Source organism: Flavobacterium adiutor (genome assembly GCF_048282555.1).
GTDB lineage: Bacteria > Bacteroidota > Bacteroidia > Flavobacteriales > Flavobacteriaceae > Flavobacterium.
In genome coordinates this window covers 1478653-1498503 of the sequence record NZ_CP182487.1, presented here as the reverse complement: position 1 = coordinate 1498503, position 19851 = coordinate 1478653, and the positions used below count along the sequence as shown (strand labels likewise).

General features: G+C 33.8%; 14 protein-coding genes. 2 read left to right on the top strand and 12 right to left on the bottom strand.

The annotated features are described in order from the left end of the window. Positions 1 to 3: 3 nt before the first annotated feature. The 6 genes from ACNC7R_RS06650 to ACNC7R_RS06625 all read right to left on the bottom strand — a co-directional run bounded on the left by ACNC7R_RS06650 (position 4) and on the right by ACNC7R_RS06625 (position 9814). Positions 4 to 1236, bottom strand: coding sequence for a glycoside hydrolase family 88/105 protein (locus ACNC7R_RS06650; RefSeq protein WP_417940159.1), 1233 nt, complete (start codon positions 1234 to 1236; stop codon positions 4 to 6). Between the two features lie 29 nt (positions 1237 to 1265). Next, positions 1266 to 2486 (bottom strand): glycoside hydrolase family 88/105 protein, encoded by a 1221-nt coding sequence (locus ACNC7R_RS06645; RefSeq protein WP_417940158.1) that lies wholly within the window; start codon positions 2484 to 2486, stop codon positions 1266 to 1268. Between the two features lie 35 nt (positions 2487 to 2521). Beyond that, the gene (locus ACNC7R_RS06640) at positions 2522 to 3460 is read right to left on the bottom strand and encodes an alpha/beta hydrolase fold domain-containing protein (RefSeq protein WP_417940157.1); all 939 of its coding nucleotides are present in this window, start codon (positions 3458 to 3460) and stop codon (positions 2522 to 2524) included. A gap of 103 nt (positions 3461 to 3563) precedes the next feature. Next, complete coding sequence (locus ACNC7R_RS06635; RefSeq protein WP_417940156.1) at positions 3564 to 5255, bottom strand: RagB/SusD family nutrient uptake outer membrane protein; 1692 nt, start codon at positions 5253 to 5255, stop codon at positions 3564 to 3566. Positions 5256 to 5265: 10 nt separating this feature from the next. Further along, complete coding sequence (locus tag ACNC7R_RS06630) at positions 5266 to 8382, bottom strand: SusC/RagA family TonB-linked outer membrane protein (protein WP_417940155.1); 3117 nt, start codon at positions 8380 to 8382, stop codon at positions 5266 to 5268. 37 nt (positions 8383 to 8419) lie between these two features. After that, complete coding sequence (locus ACNC7R_RS06625; RefSeq protein WP_417940154.1) at positions 8420 to 9814, bottom strand: glycoside hydrolase family 28 protein; 1395 nt, start codon at positions 9812 to 9814, stop codon at positions 8420 to 8422. 329 nt (positions 9815 to 10143) lie between these two features. Here ACNC7R_RS06625 and ACNC7R_RS06620 point away from each other — a divergent pair, with 329 nt between their 5' ends. Both ACNC7R_RS06620 and ACNC7R_RS06615 read left to right on the top strand, forming a co-directional pair. Then, entirely contained in the window at positions 10144 to 11172 is a 1029-nt protein-coding gene (locus tag ACNC7R_RS06620) for a LacI family DNA-binding transcriptional regulator (protein WP_417940153.1), read from the top strand. A gap of 267 nt (positions 11173 to 11439) precedes the next feature. Next, the gene (locus ACNC7R_RS06615; protein WP_417940152.1) at positions 11440 to 12468 is read left to right on the top strand and encodes a LacI family DNA-binding transcriptional regulator; all 1029 of its coding nucleotides are present in this window, start codon (positions 11440 to 11442) and stop codon (positions 12466 to 12468) included. Between the two features lie 158 nt (positions 12469 to 12626). On the opposite strand, the gene ACNC7R_RS06610 is transcribed toward ACNC7R_RS06615, so the two are convergent. The 6 genes from ACNC7R_RS06610 to ACNC7R_RS06585 form a co-directional block, all read right to left on the bottom strand. Further along, on the bottom strand, positions 12627 to 14240 hold the full coding sequence (locus ACNC7R_RS06610; protein WP_417940151.1) for a UxaA family hydrolase: 1614 nt from the start codon (positions 14238 to 14240) through the stop codon (positions 12627 to 12629). A gap of 21 nt (positions 14241 to 14261) precedes the next feature. Beyond that, positions 14262 to 15704, bottom strand: coding sequence for a tagaturonate reductase (locus tag ACNC7R_RS06605; protein WP_417940150.1), 1443 nt, complete (start codon positions 15702 to 15704; stop codon positions 14262 to 14264). A gap of 210 nt (positions 15705 to 15914) precedes the next feature. Further along, positions 15915 to 16586, bottom strand: a complete 672-nt coding sequence (locus ACNC7R_RS06600; protein ID WP_417940149.1) for a bifunctional 4-hydroxy-2-oxoglutarate aldolase/2-dehydro-3-deoxy-phosphogluconate aldolase — start codon at positions 16584 to 16586, stop codon at positions 15915 to 15917. A 7-nt stretch (positions 16587 to 16593) separates the two neighbouring features. Then, complete coding sequence (locus tag ACNC7R_RS06595; protein WP_417940148.1) at positions 16594 to 17616, bottom strand: PfkB family carbohydrate kinase; 1023 nt, start codon at positions 17614 to 17616, stop codon at positions 16594 to 16596. 13 nt (positions 17617 to 17629) lie between these two features. Beyond that, positions 17630 to 19036, bottom strand: a complete 1407-nt coding sequence (uxaC, locus tag ACNC7R_RS06590) for a glucuronate isomerase (protein WP_223682679.1) — start codon at positions 19034 to 19036, stop codon at positions 17630 to 17632. 23 nt (positions 19037 to 19059) lie between these two features. Then, a complete protein-coding gene (locus ACNC7R_RS06585; protein WP_417940147.1) occupies positions 19060 to 19851 on the bottom strand; it encodes a gluconate 5-dehydrogenase in 792 nt (263 codons plus the stop codon).

Sequence of the window (19851 nt, the reverse complement as noted above, 5' to 3'; positions counted from 1 at the left end):
GTATTATCTGTTTAATTCTAATGCTGCCAGAATAAAAGGTCCTGTTGCTTTAGGGTCATTGTCTTTCTTTTTTTCATTCACATAATATTCATAAGAACCATCTCTGTAAGGAGTTCCCCCAAGTCCAGCTACCTGGCAAGCCTGAGTTAATGTAATAGTTCCATCTGCATCAACTTTGATTAACTGAGTAGTTAATCCATCAAAAGCTTTGTTGGCTATTTTTTTGAATTTTGAAGGCAAATATCCTTTATTAACTCCTTTTGCAAATGCGTAGGCAAACATGGATGAACCTGAAGCTTCAAGATAATTTCCTTCCTTACCCATTTTATCTGTGACCTGAAACCATAAACCGGATTTATCCTGATATTTCGCTAAACTTTCCGAAACGTTATTTAAATAACCAACAAGTTCTTTTTGTTTTGGATGATCTATAGGGAAATAATCTAAAGCATCGACAAGAGCCATTACATACCAGCCAAGAGCTCTGGACCAGAAGTTTGGTGAGTTTCCTGTTACTTTGTTTGCCCATGGCATCTGTTTGCTCTCATCCCATCCGTGATATAATAACCCTGTAGCCGGATCTGTTGCATGTAATTGAATTTGTTCGAACTGATGCGCAACATCATCAAGGTTTTTTCCTCCTTCAAAAGTTGCTGTATATTCAGCATAAAAAGGTTCTCCCATGTACAAACCATCTAACCACATTTGATTAGGATAGATTTTTTTATGCCAGAATCCTCCAGACTGCGTTCTTGGATGCACTGTTAACTGCTGTCGTAATAATTGCATCGCCTTTAAATATTTCTCCTCTTTTGTTTTATCATAAGCATTAAAAAGCAAACGCCCGGCCACAATCATATCGATATTGTATTTTTCAATTTCATACGTTTTGATTGTGCCGTCATTTTCAATTAATGCATCGAGATATCCCTGCACATAAGAGGCATATGCCGGATTTGGATTTTTTTTATATAATTCCTGGAATGAATACAAAACAAGACCGTGAACGTAGTCCCATTTTGGAGCTTTAGAATCATCAATCTGCCAGGATTCAGGATGGCGTTTCATTAATGTCAACGCCATTTTGTCTGACCATTTCAAATCTTTAGAAACTACTGTTTGATTTGTAGAATTTGCATTTTTTCCTGCTTCAGGCGATGCTGTCTTGCATCCTAAAATTGCAAATGAAACGAAAAGTGTGGCGACTTTTAAAGTGTTGATTGTGTTGTTTAACATAATAATCTATTTTGAATATATTGAAAATTCTATTTGTCTAATTCTATTGCTGCCAACATAAAAGCTCCTAATCCATGAGAATTATCGGCAACAATTCTTTCGCTCATATAATATTCGAATGAACCATCCCTGTAAGGACTTCCTCCTAATCCTGCACTTCCACATACTTGGGTAATGTGAACCTCACCATTTTTATCTACTTTAATAACATTCTTAATTAATCCATTAAAGCCTTTATTGGCAATTTTTTCATATTTGAAAGGCAAATAATCTTTGTGTACTCCTTTTGCAAGCGCATAAACCAGCATTGAAGAACCTGACGCTTCTAAATAATTCCCTTTTTGCTTTTGCAGATTCGGAATTTGATACCATAAACCCGATTTGTCCTGATATTTTGTTACTGCAATTGCTAATTCATTCAAATATTCAATCAATTCACTTCGTTTTGGATGCTCTTTTGGAAAATAATCCAATGCATCGACTAAAGCCATTCCGTACCACCCAAGTGCTCTTAACCAAATATGAGGGGCAGTTCCTGTTTCTTTATTAGCCCATGGTATTTGTTTGCTTTCGTCCCAGGCATGAAAATATAAATTTGTTTTTTTATCAAATGTATACTTGTGTAGCAACTCGAATTGATGTGCAACATCGTTCAATTTTTCTCCTCCTTCAAATTCAATGGTATATCTTGAGTAAAAAGGTTCTCCCATATAGAGCCCATCCAGCCACATTTGATTAGGATAGATTTTCTTATGCCAAAATCCGCCAGATGGTGTTCTTGGATAGTTGTCAAAATTATTTCTTAGTGTTTTTAATGCTGCCAGATATTTTCCTCCTTTTGTTTTATAGTATAAATCAAAAAGTATTTTCCCTGCATTTATATTATCAAGACTATGATTTTCAGGATCAAAATTTTTGATTGCACCCATTTCATCAATGAATATATCTGCATATCCTTTTACGTAATCATAATATTTTGGATTGTTTGTTTTACTATACAATTTCTGATAAGCAGTCAAAATCATACCAATTTTGTAATCCCATTTTGGTGTTTCGTGACCATCAATTTTCCAGGCTTCAGGGGCTCTTTTTATAATGGATAATGCCATTCTTTCTGACCATTTTAAATTATCCGAAATATTTGTCTGGCTCTGACTAATATCCTGAGCAATTATTTTACTGCAGCAAAGAAATAGTAAAATAATTACACTTTTGTAGAAATTAGTTTTCGGAGAAATTATCGTGTTCATTAAAATTTATCTTTAGTTCTTTTTATCACAATGTCTTATTTTAAAATTTTATCCAAAAATCGGGTTGTATAAAGAACTGTTTCATCAAACCACGGATTAAAAAACCAAAAAGAATGAGGCGAATCATTAATTGTATGCACCTCACTATAAATATGATTACGATTCAAAATTGCAATCATATCATCTCTTCCTGCGTGAAATCGTAGAATACTGCTATTTATAAATAATATTGGCGGTGTTTTTTTACCTGTATGTGTCAAAGCCGAAGCATTTTTCCAATTTTCCGGATTCTCTGCAGAAGTCCCTTTTAACCAAAAAGCGGCCATTTCTCCTTCAGAAGATTCCGGATGTTTAAAAGCTAAAACGCCGTCTATATCAATAATTGCATTTACTTTTGATGAAGATTTACTTTTATTCAAAACATCATCAAAAGCCAAATTATCATTTGTAGTACCAATCAAAGCAGCCATTTGACCTCCTGAAGAGCATCCTAAAACGGCAATTTTGTCTGGATCTACATTGAATTTTCTGGCATTATCTTTTATAAACTTAATCGCATTTTTAACATCATAAATCCCTTCAGGATATTTTGCTTCAAGCGACAATCTATACTCTATTGCAAAGCAGGAATACCCTTTTGAGGCAATTTCTTGTGCCATTGTTTTCATCTGACTCTTATTTCCTGATCTCCAGCCTCCACCATGAATCATGATTACAGCAGGGTTTCTTTTTTTTGCTGTGTTAAAGAAAGCATCGAAATGCAATGCTCTTTTTTTATCTTGATTATAAACTACATCACTAATTCGTTTGACATTTTTGTTTTTTGTCTCTTCAGCTATTCTTATAAAAGTATATTTTTTTATTAGTTTATTGTAGGTACTTTTTATAGTATATGATGTATCAATACTATAAGTGCTTTGTGCGCAAATAACATTTGATAAAAAAAGTAATCCTAATAAAAAAACATTTTTCATAACTAATAGTACCTAAATTTATTTAAGAAAGGAGTCCGGCAAAACACCAAACTCCTTATAAAACTAACTCAAAAAACAAATATTTTTTTTAATCATTAATGTATTAATATGCAGGGTTTTGTGGAAAATTTTTATTTTGATTTAAGTCAAGAGCTAATTGAGGAATTGGTCTCAATATTTTCTTCTCACCATTTTTGCCATCAAAATTAGCAGCAGATTTGATTGTATAATTATACATTGAAGCTCTTGCAATAAGAGTTCCTGTACGTTTCAAATCAAACCATCTTGTGTATTCCCCTAATAATTCTCTTCCTCTTTCATCAAGAATATAATCGATGTTGAACTGACCAGCAGTAGCATTGGCAACACCAGCCCTTCTGCGTACTTCGTTTAATCTAGCCAATCCAGTTGTAGGATCGCCTGCTTTTAAATAGGCTTCAGCAGCAATTAAATATGTTTCAGCTAAACGAGCTACCATAATGTCTCTCGTACTTACATTTCCTGTAGTTATAGGTGTAGTAGGAGTTGGATCGTCAAATTTCTTAACTGGTATAGTACCACAATCATTGGCTTTGTCTGGAGATGATGGATCATAAGTCCCCCATGGATGGTACTTATAGTTTGATGATTTTCTTATAGACGCTTCATAAGCAATTTTGTCAGCTGCGGTAAACCATTTTGGTTCGTAGAAATGTCTAACTTTTAAGTTTACATCTGTAGGCGAAATTGATTTGTCATAGTACGGAACATATAAAACGATTTTACCGTCAGAAGGTCTCTTATATTCATAAATTTCAGTCATAAAAGTAGCAGCCCATCTTGTGTCTCCTTTTTCGTATAATCCCAATGCGTAAGCAGTCGGACATAAAGTGTAGCTTCTTAAAGGAGCTCCATTTGTTTCAGCTCCACCTAAGTAAGGACCAAAATAATAGAATTGATTGTTCCCTAATGAAGTAGGACTTGTACTAGTTGAACTTAAATCATATTGAATTGAAAATAGTACCTCTGCATTCAAGTCATTATTTGCATTTGGTGAAATAGATATTTTAAACAAATCCGCAAAAGGCAAATTTAAAGCTTGCCCGGCAATAGCAGCATCAGCATATGCAGCAGCAGTTGCAAAATCTGTTGATTTTCCAAAAGTTTCATAACCTCTTGTTAGATATACTTTAGCAAGTAAATCATTTACAGCTCTTTTGTTTATTTTTCCGGAACTAGTATAAGAAGTTGTTCCTACGGCAACTAAAGATTCTTCAAGATCTTTGATGATATGATTATATACTTCTTCAGCAGTATTTCTATTGAAGGATAATACAGAACTTGTAATATGTTCGTCTACAATCGGAACTCCTCCGTAGGTTTGTACCAACAAGAAATACGCTTGAGCTCTAATAAATTTAGCTTCACCAACGAGTATAGGAACATCAGTGTTTTGTTCAGTTAAAGTTGAATAATAGATAGTTTTGTTTACCGATTGAATTGTTTGGTAACAACTCTGATATAATTGTTCAACAAATTGTGAATCTGGGATTAATTGTATGTACTGACTTAATCCTGCTGGTTCAGGATTTCTTCCTTCGGCATACATGTCGGTTCCAGCACAAAATAACCAAGGAGCACCGCCATATATATTTTTAAGACTAGCATAATTAGAATTAACTAATAGTTTAAAACCTGAAGCTGTTTTATAAGTTGCATCAGCTGGAACGTTAGAAAGACTTTCTTCTTCGATATAATCGTTGCATGAGGTAAACAAAGCAGCGAAGAGGCCTAATAATATAATAGTTTTTTTCATTTTCTTAAGATTAAAATTTAGCACTTATACCTAATTGTGTTGTAACAGAAGCTGGACGGTTTACTCCAAAAGAAGAAGAAGCCCATTCTGGATCGTATCCATCAAAATCAGTAAATACAAATGGATCCAATACATTTATATAAAGTCTAAGATTGCTCATTTTTATTTTTTTAAGTAACTCTGAATTAAATGTATATCCTAAAGAGATATTTTTGATTTTTACATAATCAACTCCCCTGTAATAAGCCATTCCTGAGCTCCAAAATGCACCTGCACCTGTTGCTACTGGCCCCGGACGTGGATTTGTATTATTGGCATTTGCAGGAAGTCCTGCACCATTAGTAGGTACGAAGTATTCCATAGCTATTTTTTGGAATGACCTACCGCTTACATCTGCAAAATTTTGGTGGAATGTACTAAGTACTGTTTGCCCTTGGCTGGTAAGTATAGAGAAATTAAAATCGAATTGTCCTATATTTAATTTTGAATACATACTTCCCTGCCATTCAGGGTTAGCATTACCAATTACTGTTCTGTCTTTTGCATCAAATTTACCATCGCCATTTAAATCTTTTATTTTAGCCTGGCCAGGAGCCATACTGTATTTAGCAGCTTCAGTTGCTTCACTTTCCTGCCAAACACCATCATAAATATAATTATAGTTAGGGTTTAATTCAGATCCTAAAATTAATTTATTTCCAATATCACTTACCTGATCTTGGTTGTATATTGATTCCAAGCTGTTTACGTTTTTAGTAAAAGTAAAAGTAGTTTCCCATGTAACAAGACTAGATTGTATGTTTTTCGTTGTTAATCCTACCTCAATTCCTTTGTTACTTACCGATCCAACATTAGAATAAGTATTATTCCAACCTGTTTCATAAGGTAATTTTTGCAAGTAAATTAATTTATCAGATAAACGATCGTAAACATCGACAGAACCTGTAATTCTATTATTTAAGAAACCAAAATCAAGACCTAAGTTAAGCTCTCTGGTTTTTTCCCAAGTCAAATCAGTATTGGCTAAGTTTTTAGATTGCCAGCCAGGAACAACATTACTTCCATTAGCATAGAATGTTTGTTGGTCCAATAGTGCTTGAGAAGTATAAGGAGCTACATTGTCATTTCCAGTATAACCAAAACTAGCACGTAATTTTAAGTTAGAAACGCTACTGCTATTTGCTAAAAATGATTCTTTACTAATGTTCCAACCTAATGCTACAGAAGGGAAACTTTCCCATTTGTTTCCTTCAGCCAAAACTGAAGATCCATCCCAGCGAACAGATGCTGTTAGCAAATATTTGTCTTTGTACCCGTAGTTTACACGAGCAGCATATGAATTTAAAGTGTTTTTAGCATAAGCAGACGTAATTTGGTAACTTGTTTGCACTCCAGAACCCATATTGTTCGATTCAACATTAAAAGGTTGATTGTTAGAATACATGTATTGGTTTTCATCGACATTAGAGTAGAAACTTTGTAGTAAAAGCCCACTTACAGCATGGTCTTCATTGAAAGTGTATTTCATATCAATTTGGTTATCCCATGTATAGTTGAAGTTTTGTATGTTTCTTACAGAAGCTGAATTTTTATTAGTTAATTGTACCCCTGCTTCAGTTTGAGCTGTGTAAGCAGTGCTATTTTTGCCATTAAGGATTCCTGCAGCAAATGTTGTCTTGAATGATAACCATTTTAAAGCTTGGTATTGGAAATATACATTTCCGATAGTTTGCCAGCTTTTTTCAGTCTGTGACGAATTAGCAATTTCCATTAGAGGATTCACTACACTGGTTTTATTTATAGCAAATGATCCATTAGGATAAGTCAGTTTTCCAGGTTGAAAAAATAAAGTCCCTACTAACTCTTGTCCATTTTCATCAACTGCCCATGGTGACATAAGCGGATTTATTCTAAATGCATTTTGCATTGCTAAGTCACTTCCAAGTTCTGTTTCTACTCGTGCAACGGTAAGATTGGCACCTGTTGAAAATTTATCATTTATTTTATGGTTTACACCTAATTTGAAAGAGTATTTGTCCATAGAATCTTTATCGATTAGACCTTCATCGTTTTGAATACCGAAGCCTAAATTGTAAGATAAGCCATTATCTCCACGACCAGATAAGTTAATGTAATTGTTGGCTGTCATACCTGGTTTAAGTACGGCGTCATACCAGTCAAAATTATAACCGCTGTTAGCTCTTGAAAGTAAAAGTGCATTTTGATTTGGTGTAAGTAATACTGATGATGCAAGTTGTGCCGGCGTTTGAGTTAAAGGAGTAGCGCTCAAAAAGGCAGCTTGGTGATATGCCCACCATTCAGCTCCTGTCATCATTTTCGGTAATCTTACAGCTGTTTTGGTTCCGTAAGAAGATTCCAAAGAAATGTTTACACCGCTTTTAGCAGTTGTTCCACTTTTTGTTGTAATAATGATAACCCCGCTAGCTCCTCTAGAACCGTAAATTGCTGCAGAAGAGGCATCTTTCAATACATCCATACGAGCAATATCTTGTGGGTTCAAAAAGTCAATATTATCTGTTGGTACACCATCTACAACATATAGAGGGGTCGCATCAGATAATAAAGAGTTTTTTCCTCTAATTACTACATTGTATCCATCTCCAGCACGACCAGTACTCGAAGTAATTTGTACCCCAGGAGTGCTTCCTTGAATAGCTTCTAATGGATTGGTTGAATTTCTTTCAGTAATTGTAGCAGCACTTATGGTACTAATAGAACCAGTAACATCAGATTTTTTTGCAGTACCATACCCCACAACCACAACCTCTGTAAGAGTGTTTGATTCTTCTGAAAGAATAACATTCACTTTCGATTTTCCGGCAACACTTACTTCCTGAGTCTTAAATCCTAAATAGCTAATTACTAAAATCGCTTTGCTGCTTGAAACATTTATTTTAAAGCTTCCCTCAAAATCTGTTGATGTACCGTTTTTAGTTCCCTTTTCCACAACATTCACTCCAGGAAGCGAAAGCCCAGAAGCATCTGTAATTTTTCCTTCTATAACTGTTGACTGAGCATATATGCTATTACTCAACAGAAAATTAACAAAGAACAAAAACACAAGATTGTATTTTATTCTTTTTTTCAATAATTGTTTAATGTTCATAATTTGGTTTTAATGGTTAATTGATAGTTGTTTTTCCTTAATTTTTAATTGATTCTAGATTTTTGTCATTGATATAAGTATTTATAAAATTAAAATTCTTGATATTTTTCAATAGATAAATGGAGTCCGCCTTTTCGATAATAACGTTCTTAAGCGTAATATTTTCGACCGGGGATTCTTTATATCCTTCAGCCCAAATGCCATATTTACCTGCTTTTTTTACTTTTACGTTTTCTAAACTTACATTTCTGATTACCGGAATGAAATTTCCTGTCTGTGAACCGTATACGTTATAAAACATATTTAACTTCAAGACACATTCTTTAACCGTTCCTACTTCCAGATTCCTCACATAAACATCTTCAATAACTCCACCTCGTTTAGAATTTGTCTTGATGCGAATTGCCCTGTCTAAATTTGGACTATCCATAACACAATTCTCTACAAAAACATTATTTACGCCTGCAGATATTTCGCTACCAATTACAACTCCTCCATGACCGTCTATCATTTTACAATTTTGCACAATAATATTTTTACTTGGTATCCCTACTCTTCTTCCATCAGCATCTCTTCCTGATTTTATGGCAATGCAATCGTCTCCTGTGTTAAACACACAATTTTTAATTATTACATTTTGGGAATATTCAGGATCACAACCATCATTATTAGGTCCATGACTATCAACTGTTATCCCGTCTATAATTACATTATTGGATTTTATTGGATGTAAAATCCAAAAAGGAGCATTGATTACTTTAATATCTTTTATTAAAACAGTATTACATTCAAAGAATTCAATAAAATTAGGTCTCAGATAACGTCCCTCGCCAAAAATCCTTTCTGAAACAGGAACACCTTTTTCGGCCATATCAACCAAGACTTCACGGTTTGCAGGATCATTTTGTGACGGCACTCCTTTTTCCCAGCCATAACTTTTACCGCCGGACCAAATCCACCAGTTACTACTGTTGGCCTGACCATTCAAAATACCTTTCCCTGTTATAGCAACATTTGTTTTATTTTTAGCATAAATAAGCGGAGAATAATTCATTAATTCTGTTCCTTCAAAAGAAGTATGAACTATAGAATAATCTTTTGGATTTGTACTAAACAGAATTTCTGCATTATCTTCCAAGTGCAAATTCACATTATTTTCTAAATGTATTGGCCCTGTTAAGTATTTCCCTTCTGGAACAATCACTCTGCCCCCCCCGTTAGAAGTACAAGCACTTATTGCCTTTTCAAACGCAATTGTATTGAACACTGTTCCATTTCCAACTGCACCAAAATCTTTTACATTATAATCTTTCTTTAAAAAATTAACTTGAGGCATAGTCTTTATAACAAAGTCCATTTTTTTCCATGGATCTTCAATTGATGTTTCTAATGTTTTGAGCCTGCAAGACATAAAAACAATACAACATATCATTATTAAAAATGAGTAATTATTTTTAAAAACATTATACACCACCATTTTATAGTATTCTATTTATTAATCAAGACTTTTTTAGACTATGTAATCGATTACACGAAAGTAAAGAAATCGAATTACATCAACAAATAAATTTGAATAAAAATTATGCATTTATTTTTAAAAAGTAATTTTAATTATAATTGCTATAAAAAAAAACATAATTTTTTAGCATTGCTCCATCATATTTAACAACTAGCTTTTTTTTGGTAATCGATAACATTTTATCCATGTGTTTACAAAAAAAATGTATTTTTGTGTTAAAATAATCAAAATATGAATTTTGAATGAGCGAAAAAATAACCATTTATGATATTGCAAAAAAACTAAATATAACTGCTGCAACGGTGTCAAGAGCACTTAATAACAGTCCTAAAATAAAGGATAGCACCAAAAAATTAGTTCTTGAAACAGCTGCATCGATGAACTATAAACAAAATAAATTAGCTTTAGCTCTAAAAAGCGGGAGAAGCAATAATATTGGTGTTATTGTACCTCGTATTGACAGTAATTTTTTTGCATCGGTAATTAGAGGAATAGAAGAAGAGCTTTACCCTCATGGTTATCAGGTTATTATTTGCCAGACACACGAAAATCCAAAAAGAGAAAATGAAAACCTTTACACCTTAATTGATGCCCAGGTCGATGGCATTTTAATGTCAGTTACAGACGTTACAAATGAAAATGATGACGCTTTTCGCAACGTATTAGAAAAGAATGTACCATTAATTTTCTTTGACAGAAGCAAACATATAGACGGTGTAAGTTCTGTTACAATAAATGATTTTAAAGGCGGTTACATAGCTACAAAACAATTAATTAGCCAAGGATGTAAATATATTGCACATCTATCTGGAGATCTGTCTTTAGAAATTTTCAAAAATAGATTTTTAGGATACAAACAGGCTTTACTGGATAACGGAATCCAGTTTAACGAAAAATATGTTATTCAATGCAAAAGTAGTGTCGAAGCTGGGAAAAATGCCATCAATATTTTATTGGAACTTGAAACACCTCCTGACGCTATATTTTCTTCAAGTGATTTTGCTGCTTTAGGTGCTATTCAGGAGTTAAGAGACAGAAACATTAGTATTCCACGAGAATTTTGTGTTGCAGGTTTTAGTAATGAACCTTTTACTAAGTTTATGGAGCTATCGATTACTTCCGTTGACCAATCTCCTCTTGAAATGGGAAGAATGTCTGCACGCGTCTTTTTAGAACAAGCTGGTAAAACAGACACTATTAAAATTGAAAAAAAGGTAGTCTTAGCACCCGAATTACATATTCGTAAATCTACGTCCAGAATAAATTTATAATTACTCTTGCAATTTTTAATTTATTTTTTCCGAACAACGTTTACTTTTTCTGTAAAAATCTAATTCTCTTTCTATTCATAATCAAAACTTTTGCATCACATGTTCTCAATAAAAACAATTACATTAATTGCAAAATAAAAATTCCCCAACATTACTTTTATAAAAATTCACAACCAAATAATAAGATTTTATCAATCGATGACATTTTATATTGAATTATTCAAAAAAAAAGTATTTTTGTTCTAAACAAACAAAAGAATATTTTGAATGAGTGAAAAAACCACTATATACGATATTGCCAAGAGATTAAATATTACTGCAGCTACTGTATCAAGAGCTTTAAATAGCAACCCAAAAATTAAAAAAAGTACACGAGAATTAGTACAGGAAACAGCCGATTTAATGGGTTACAAACCTAATAAGCTGGCATTGGCTTTAAAAAGTGGAAGAAGCAACAATATAGGTATCATCGTTCCTCGCGTTGACAATAATTTTTTTGGAACCGTAATCAGAGGTATTGAAGAAGAATTGTATCCTCACGGCTATCATGTTATTATTTCACAGACTCATGATGATCCCAAAAGAGAAAATGAAAACCTGTATGCTTTAATCGATGCACAGGTAGATGGTATCTTAATGTCTGTTACAGATGTTACCGATGAAAATTATGAAGCCTTTCAAAATGTTCTCAAAAAAAATGTCCCTTTAATTTTCTTTGACAGAACCAGACATATTGAAGGAGTTAGCTCAGTAACTATTAATGACTTTAAAGGAGGTTATCTTACTACAAAGCATTTAATCAATGAAGGCTGCAGACATATCGCTCATTTTTCCAGAGACCAGTCACTTGACATATTTAAAAATAGATTTTTAGGCTATAAACAAGCATTACTGGATAGCGGAATGCCATTTAAAGAAGAATATGTTATTCCTATCAAAAGTAGCGTAGAATCAGGAAAAGAAGCCATAGAAATTTTATTACAGCTTGAAACTCCTCCGGACGCTATATTTTCTTCAAGCGATTTTGCTGCTTTAGGTGCCATTCAGGAATTAAAAGAAAGAAATATTTCTATTCCTGATGAATTTTGTGTAGCAGGATTCAGTAATGAGCCTTTCACCAAGTTCATGGAACTATCAATAACTTCAGTTGATCAGTCTCCACTTGAAATGGGTAAAATGGCTGCAAAAGTATTCTTAGAGCAAATAGGCAAAACCGAAACCATTAAAATAGAAAAAAAAGTTGTCCTTGCCCCAGAATTGCATATTCGCCAGTCTTCAACAAGAATTACCTTTTAATTTTCACCAAATAAATTATCTAAATCATTTAATTTGCACTTTGCTATTTTTTGCAAATTAACGTATATTTTATCTGCGCCAAAAAAACAAAAGGGAACTCTAATCAGCTGCCTTTCACATAGTAAAAATTACTTATATAACTTAAACGTTGGAAAAAATTATAATGAAACTCCTCTTTTCCAAGGAATAAACACATCCTGTTTCAACTGATCTGCTTTTGTTTCTACATTTCCGCTCGCCAATTCTATAATATAATCAACGAGTTCCTCTCCAACTTCAGTGATGTTTTTTTCACCAGTAATCACAGTTCCAGCATTGAAATCGATAATATCCGACATTCTATTGGTTAATGCTGTGTTTGAAGCAATTTTAACAACGGGCGCTACCGGATTTCCCATAGGATTCCCTAAACCTGTTGTAAATAAAACTATTGTTGCTCCCGCTCCAACCAATCCTGTGGTACATTCAGCATCATTTCCTGGCGTATTTAGAAGATTTAAACCCGGTTGTGAAATATATTCACCATAATCCAAAACATCAACAATAGGTGCAGTACCTCCTTTTTTAGATGCTCCTGCAGATTTCATAGCGTCTGTAATTAATCCGTCTTTAATGTTTCCAGGGGATGGGTTCATATCAAACCCTGAACCTGCATCTACAACTGATTTTTCAAAAGCTTTCATCAAAGATAAAAACTTGTCTGCTTTTTCTTCGTTCACACAACGATTCATCAATTCTTGCTCAACGCCACATAATTCTGGAAACTCTGCCAAAATGGATTTTGCTCCCAAAGCTGCGAAAATATCTGAAACAATTCCCAATGCCGGATTTGCCGATATTCCTGAAAATCCGTCGGATCCACCACATTCTAAACCAATACTTAATTTTGAAATAGGAGCAGGTTTTCGTTCAATTTTATTGGCTCTTTTAATAGCTTCATAAGAATCTTTAATCACCATTTGAAACATTTGATCGGTAGTTCCAATTTGTTGTTGCTCATAGATTAAAATTTCTTTATCACAGTTTGGGCTAATTGCTTTTAATGCAGCTTTAAAAATATCGACTTGTAAATTTTGGCAGCCCAAACTTAAAATAGTAGCACCTGCAACATTTGGATTATTAACATATCCAGCAAGTAATTTTGCCAACAATTCCGAATCTTGTCTAATTCCACCACAACCACCTTGGTGATTAATGAATTTTACTTCGATATTATCTAAAAGATTTTCATTTGAATTTCTCTCAGCAACTTCTTCTACGCTTTTTTCTTCAATTAACGAGCGTAATAAATTCTTGTACGAAACTTCTTTTTTCGGTAGTAATTCGTTTTCGAAAATATCTTTCAGTTTTTCGATATTTTTATTTTCACAAAAAACCAATGGAATAAACAACCAAACATTTTTAGTTCCAACTTGTCCATCTGAACGGTGGTATCCGTTAAAAGTTTTATCTTTCCAACGATCAACATTTGGTGGTGTCCAACCTAGATTTCCGGTTTTACCAAAAACTTTTTCGCTTTCATGTTTTACATTTTCAGTGGTGATTACTTCTCCTTTTTTTATAGGTTTTACAGCTTTCCCTACCAAAACTCCATACATTATAATCTCATCTCCAATTGCAAAATCTTTCTCAGTAATTTTATGTTTTGCCTTAACATCAGTTGTTGGAGACACAGTAGTTCCTTCAAACATAATCTGTTCATTTTGCACCAGATCGGTCAAAGCAACAATCACGTTATCTGCTGGATTTACTTTTATTAATTTTTTTTGCATGATACTATTTTTTAAATATAATTAGGCTTTTGCACTGAAATTAGCATACCCTTTTTCAATCCCGTTAGCTTCAATTTCTGTTAAAGCTACAACTAATGCTTCAGAAAGACCATTAATTTTTGTTAAATCCTGCCCCCAAAAATCAGTGTTGGCTAAAACAGCCGCCACAACTGAATCTAAAGCTCCTAATTGCCATGCTTTGTTAAATGCTTCAACTAATTCTGGAGTATCTTTTACTGGTAGTGCTTCATTATTCCATGTTCCTTTATAAAACTGTATCAAAGAAGCCAATGAAAAAGTTAAACTAATTGGCAATTTTTTGTTTGCATCGTAATAACCTAGTAAACTTGGTAAAACCCTTACTTTAAATTTTGATATAGAATTTAAAGCAATATCAGAAAGTGCATGTTTGATAAACGGGTTTTTAAAACGATCCATTACCTCTTCAGAATAGGCCGCAATTTCATTTTTGTCCATCGCAAGAGTTTCGCTGATTTCACTGATAACGCTGTTTACAAATTTCCCGGTAAAATCACCATTAACAGTTTCCATTACCAACTTGTTACCATACAATAGTGACGTAGGAACCATAGCAGTATGTGCACCATTCAAAATACGAACTTTAATCATCTTGAAAGGACGAATATCATCTACAATTTTTACATTCAAATCCGTTTTATAGAAAGGCAGTTTTTGTTTTAAATCTTCTCCCCCTTCAATAGCCCAAAGGAAGAAGGGTTCAGCAGCAACAATTAAATTATCCTGATAATCTAATTTACTGTTATAATCTTCAATTTCAGCTCTTGGGTATCCCGGAACTATTCTGTCAACCAAAGTACTGTGGTATGTACAGGCTTCTGTTAACCAGGTTTTGAATAAATCCTCTAACTTCCATAAATCTGCATATTGCAAAATATATTTCTTGAGAGTCTCAGAATTATAATCGATCAATTCACAAGGAATGATAGTCACACCTTTAGAAGCATCTCCGTTGAAATGTTTGAATCTTTCATATAACAAAACAGTCAGTTTTGCAGGAAATGCTGCTGGTGGCTGCATATCGGGAGTGTCAGTATCAATAAATTCAATTCCGGCTTCAGTAGTATTTGAAACAATAAACTGAAGTTCTTCTTCTTTAGCCAAAGCTAAATAATCAGCAAATTCAGTATATGGGTTTATAGCTTTTACAACATTATCAATCAACTGGATATCCTGTATTTTTTCACCCTTTTTAATACCATTCATGAACAAAGTATACAAACCATCCTGCTCATTAATCATGCTTACCATACCATCTCTTAATGGCTGAACAATTGCAATACCGGCGTTAAAATCAACCTCTTTATTTAGTTTGTAAAAAGCATAATCCACAAATGCTCTAAGGAAGTTACCTTCACCAAACTGAACTACTTTAATTGGATTTAATTTTTCTAAACCTGTATTTACTCTGTTTAATTTTTTCATTTTGATTTTTTGTCTAATAGTGTTATAAATAACCTCATTACCCCTTACTTGTTTTTTAATTGTAAAAGAAACATTACACTTGTAAAAGATTAAAATAAAGTTTGCTGTGAGGAGTGACAAGCTTTATTTTTCAAGCGTAATGTTCAATTACAACCTTTAAAACTCTAAAAAAAACTGCTTTACAACAAGGAATAACTAATTATCCCTTATTTATTTTTTTCTAATATCTTTTATAATGTTTAAAACGTCACTTACCTTATTTTTTAATCCTTCAAAATCCTGTTTATCCAACAAATCTTTTGATATCAATTGTGAACCAAGACCAACACAAGTAGCACCAGCATTTAACCATGAAGATAAACTTTCTACAGTTGGATAAACACCTCCTGTAGGCATAATTGTAGTCCACGGACATGGTCCTTTAATTGCTTTAATAAATTCTGGCCCATAAGTATCAGCAGGAAACAATTTTACCACTTCACAACCTAGCTCTTCGGCTCTTGCAATTTCTGTAAGTGTTCCACAGCCAGGCGACCATAAAACTTTTCTACGGTTACACGCTATTGCAATATCTTCCCTAAATACCGGAGTTACAATAAAATTAGCGCCAAGCTGCATGTATAATGAAGCCGCCGCCGCATCAGTAACAGAACCAACACCTAAAATCATCCCCGGCAGTTCAGCCAATGCATATTTATTTAATGCTCCAAAAACTTCGAAAGCAAAATCACCTCTGCTGGTAAATTCCATTAATCTGGATCCACCATCATAACAGGCTTTTAATACTTTTTTACTGATTTCAATATCCGAATGAAAAAACAAAGGAACCATTCCATTGTCTTTCATCGTCTGAGCTACTTCAATTCTTGAATACTTTGCCATACTTTATTTATCTTGATACTAATCCGGCTGAATTTCCTCCTGCCATGTTTTCAACTTCTTTTAATGTAACTAAATTATAATCTCCGGCAATGGTATGTTTCAGGCAACAAGCAGCTACTGCAAAATCCAATGCTTTTTGTTTATTTTCTTTATATTCGACTAATCCGTAGATTAATCCGCCCATAAAAGCATCACCGCTACCTACCCTGTCGATTACAGGAGTTACTTCCTGTACAGCGGCATTAAAAATGGTTTTACCGTCAAATAAAACACCTCCAATTCTTTGATGTGAAGCACTAACTGAATAACGCAATGTAGTTGCCACTGTTTTTAAGTCCGGACAAAGCTCATATAACTTAGAATATAAAGCTGGTAAAGATTCCTCATCCTGATAATCCGGATTTACTTTAGGAATTCCTAACATAAAATAGGCTGTATCTATATCTCCTAAAATAACGTGACTGTATTTTAATAACTCTGGCATAACCTCACTTGGAGTTTTGCCATATTGCCATAATTTTGATCTGTAATTCAAGTCACATGAAATCGTCAAACCTAATTCATGCGCAATTTGAACTGCTTCAAGACATGCTTCTGCGGCACTTTGGGAAATTGCAGCTGAAATTCCGCTAAAATGGAACCAGGTAGCGCCTTCAAGTACTTTCTTCCAATCAATATCTCCTTTTTGAATCGTTGCCATCGAGCTATGCGCGCGATCGTACACCACATTGCTTCCTCTGGTTCCTGCTCCAGTTTCTAAATAATACGTTCCTAAACGTTCTCCGCCGTAAACAATACTTTTAGATTCAACATTCATTTTACGCATCTCCTGAACTGCACAGTAACCAATTTCGTTTTCAGGCAATCTGGTAACAAACTCTGTATTAATTCCGTAATTCGCCAGAGAAACACAAACGTTAAATTCACCTCCGCCATAAGACGCTGTAAACGCTTTAGCCTGAGAAAAACGCAAATGTCTTTCTGTAGAAAAGCGCAACATTATTTCGCCGAATGCAACTACTTTACTCATTGTCAATATTTAATTAAAATTTAAAATATTCTTTTGCATTATTATACGAAATATCAGAAACCATTTTCCCGATCCATTCCATATCAGCAGGAAGTTCTCCTCTCTGAATTTCATCTCCAAGAAGATTACAAAGAATACGTCTGAAATATTCGTGTCTTGGGAAAGACAAGAAACTTCTGGAGTCGGTCAGCATTCCAACAAAACAGCTAATTAATCCCATGTTTGAAAGGGCATTTAATTGTTTTGTCATTCCGTCTTTCTGATCCAAAAACCACCATCCTGAACCAAACTGCACTTTTCCTCTCACACTTCCGTCATTAAAGTTACCAATCATGGTAGCCATTACCTCGTTATCAGCAGGATTTAGGTTATAAATAATTGTTTTTGTTAATTTATCTTTACTATCTAAAGCATTTAAAAAAGCAGATAATTTTTGAGCCTGAGGATAATCCCCGATAGAATCCCATCCTGTGTCAGGTCCTAAAATTCTGTGCATACGCGCATTATTGTTACGTAAAGCTCCTAAGTGAAATTGCTGAACCCATCCCAATTCATGGTATGTTTCAGATAAAAACAATAATACTGCACTCTGGAATTTCAATGCTTCTTCAGGAGTAATCGTTTGATTTTCTCTTTTCTTTTTGAAGATTGCATTTACTTCAGATTCAGTAAAGTTTTCGAAATAAATCTGATCTAAACCATGATCACTTAACTTACATCCGTTTGCATTAAAGAAATCAATTCTTTTTCTTAATGCTGAAAGTAAATCAGCGTAAGTACTGATTGCTACTCCGGACACATCCCCCAATGTGTCCAGATAAGCATTGTAACCGTCATTTGAAATCAAAATAGCTTTATCAGGCCTAAAAGCCGTGCTCATTTTAGTTTCAAAAGGATTACTGTTTAATTTTTGGTGAAACTCTAAAGTATCAATAGGATCTTCTGTAGTACAAACTAGTTCAGCATTTACTTTTTTAAGCAAATTGCGTGTACTGTATTCTGCCGAGTTTACTTTTGCCGAAGCTTCCTCATATATTCTTTCAGCAGATTTTTCATTCAGCAAATCGTAAATATCAAAATAACGTGCTAATTCTAAGTGAGTCCAATGATACAAAGGATTACGCATTGTATACGGAACTGTTTTTGCCCAGTTTAAGAATTTATCTTTATCAGAACCATTACCTGTAATAAACTGCTCGTTAATTCCTAATGTACGCATTGCACGCCATTTGTAGTGATCTCCGTTTATCCACACATTTGTGATATTGTCAAAAATTTTATCCTCTGCAATAAACTGTGGATTTAAGTGATTGTGATAATCAATAATAGGCTGATTTTTCGAATAGTTATGGTATAACTCCTCAGCGTATTTATTTTCAAGTAAAAAATTATCGTTTATGAATGTTTTATTAGAACTCATGATTTTTTAATATAATAGAAAAATTATTCTTCGTTTGATGGTTTTCCAATTGTAGCAAGGATTCCACCATCAACATATAAAATGTGACCGTTAACAAAATCACTGGCTTTTGATGACAAGAATATTGCAGCTCCAGCTAAATCACTTGGATCTCCCCATTTTGCAGCAGGAGTTCTGCTAATGATAAAATCGTTAAAAGGATGTCCGTCAACTCGGATTGGCTTAGTTTGCTCAGTTGCAAAATAACCAGGTCCGATTCCGTTAATCTGAACATTATATTTTGCCCATTCTGTTGCCATATTTTTGGTCAGCATTTTCAAACCTCCTTTTGCGGCAGCGTAGGCAGAAACCGTATTTCTACCCAATTCACTCATCATTGAGCAAATATTAATGATTTTCCCTTGTCTTCTTTCGATCATTCCTTTAGCAACATGCTTAGAAACGATAAACGGACTAACTAAATCAATATCAACAACCTCTCTGAAATCAGCAACTTCCATTTCCAGTAAAGGGATTCTTTTAATGATTCCTGCATTATTGATTAAGATATCAATTGGTCCAACTTCGCTTTCAATTTTGGCTACAGCGGCACTAACTTCTTTTTCTTCTGTTACATTAAATTTGTAACCAACAGCATTAATTCCTTCACTTTTTAATTCTGCTACAGCATTATAAATTTTTTCCTGAGAAGAATTTCCGTTTACAACAATCGTTGCACCCGCCTGACCTAATCCTTTTGCCATTGCCATTCCCAATCCGTGAGTACTTCCTGTGATAAGGGCAACTTTTCCTTTTATATCAAATAAATTTGTCAT

Bases quoted from the DNA above. Each gene is read 5' to 3' on its own strand.
- ACNC7R_RS06650 (WP_417940159.1), bottom strand. From the start codon at position 1,236: ATGTTAAACAACACAATCAACACTTTAAAAGTCGCCACACTTTTCGTT.
- ACNC7R_RS06645 (WP_417940158.1), bottom strand. From the start codon at position 2,486: ATGAACACGATAATTTCTCCGAAAACTAATTTCTACAAAAGTGTAATT.
- ACNC7R_RS06640 (WP_417940157.1), bottom strand. From the start codon at position 3,460: ATGAAAAATGTTTTTTTATTAGGATTACTTTTTTTATCAAATGTTATT.
- ACNC7R_RS06635 (WP_417940156.1), bottom strand. From the start codon at position 5,255: ATGAAAAAAACTATTATATTATTAGGCCTCTTCGCTGCTTTGTTTACC.
- ACNC7R_RS06630 (WP_417940155.1), bottom strand. From the start codon at position 8,382: ATGAACATTAAACAATTATTGAAAAAAAGAATAAAATACAATCTTGTG.
- ACNC7R_RS06625 (WP_417940154.1), bottom strand. From the start codon at position 9,814: ATGATATGTTGTATTGTTTTTATGTCTTGCAGGCTCAAAACATTAGAA.
- ACNC7R_RS06620 (WP_417940153.1), top strand. From the start codon at position 10,144: ATGAGCGAAAAAATAACCATTTATGATATTGCAAAAAAACTAAATATA.
- ACNC7R_RS06615 (WP_417940152.1), top strand. From the start codon at position 11,440: ATGAGTGAAAAAACCACTATATACGATATTGCCAAGAGATTAAATATT.
- ACNC7R_RS06610 (WP_417940151.1), bottom strand. From the start codon at position 14,240: ATGCAAAAAAAATTAATAAAAGTAAATCCAGCAGATAACGTGATTGTT.
- ACNC7R_RS06605 (WP_417940150.1), bottom strand. From the start codon at position 15,704: ATGAAAAAATTAAACAGAGTAAATACAGGTTTAGAAAAATTAAATCCA.
- ACNC7R_RS06600 (WP_417940149.1), bottom strand. From the start codon at position 16,586: ATGGCAAAGTATTCAAGAATTGAAGTAGCTCAGACGATGAAAGACAAT.
- ACNC7R_RS06595 (WP_417940148.1), bottom strand. From the start codon at position 17,616: ATGAGTAAAGTAGTTGCATTCGGCGAAATAATGTTGCGCTTTTCTACA.
- uxaC (WP_223682679.1), bottom strand. From the start codon at position 19,036: ATGAGTTCTAATAAAACATTCATAAACGATAATTTTTTACTTGAAAAT.
- ACNC7R_RS06585 (WP_417940147.1), bottom strand. From the start codon at position 19,851: ATGACAAATTTATTTGATATAAAAGGAAAAGTTGCCCTTATCACAGGA.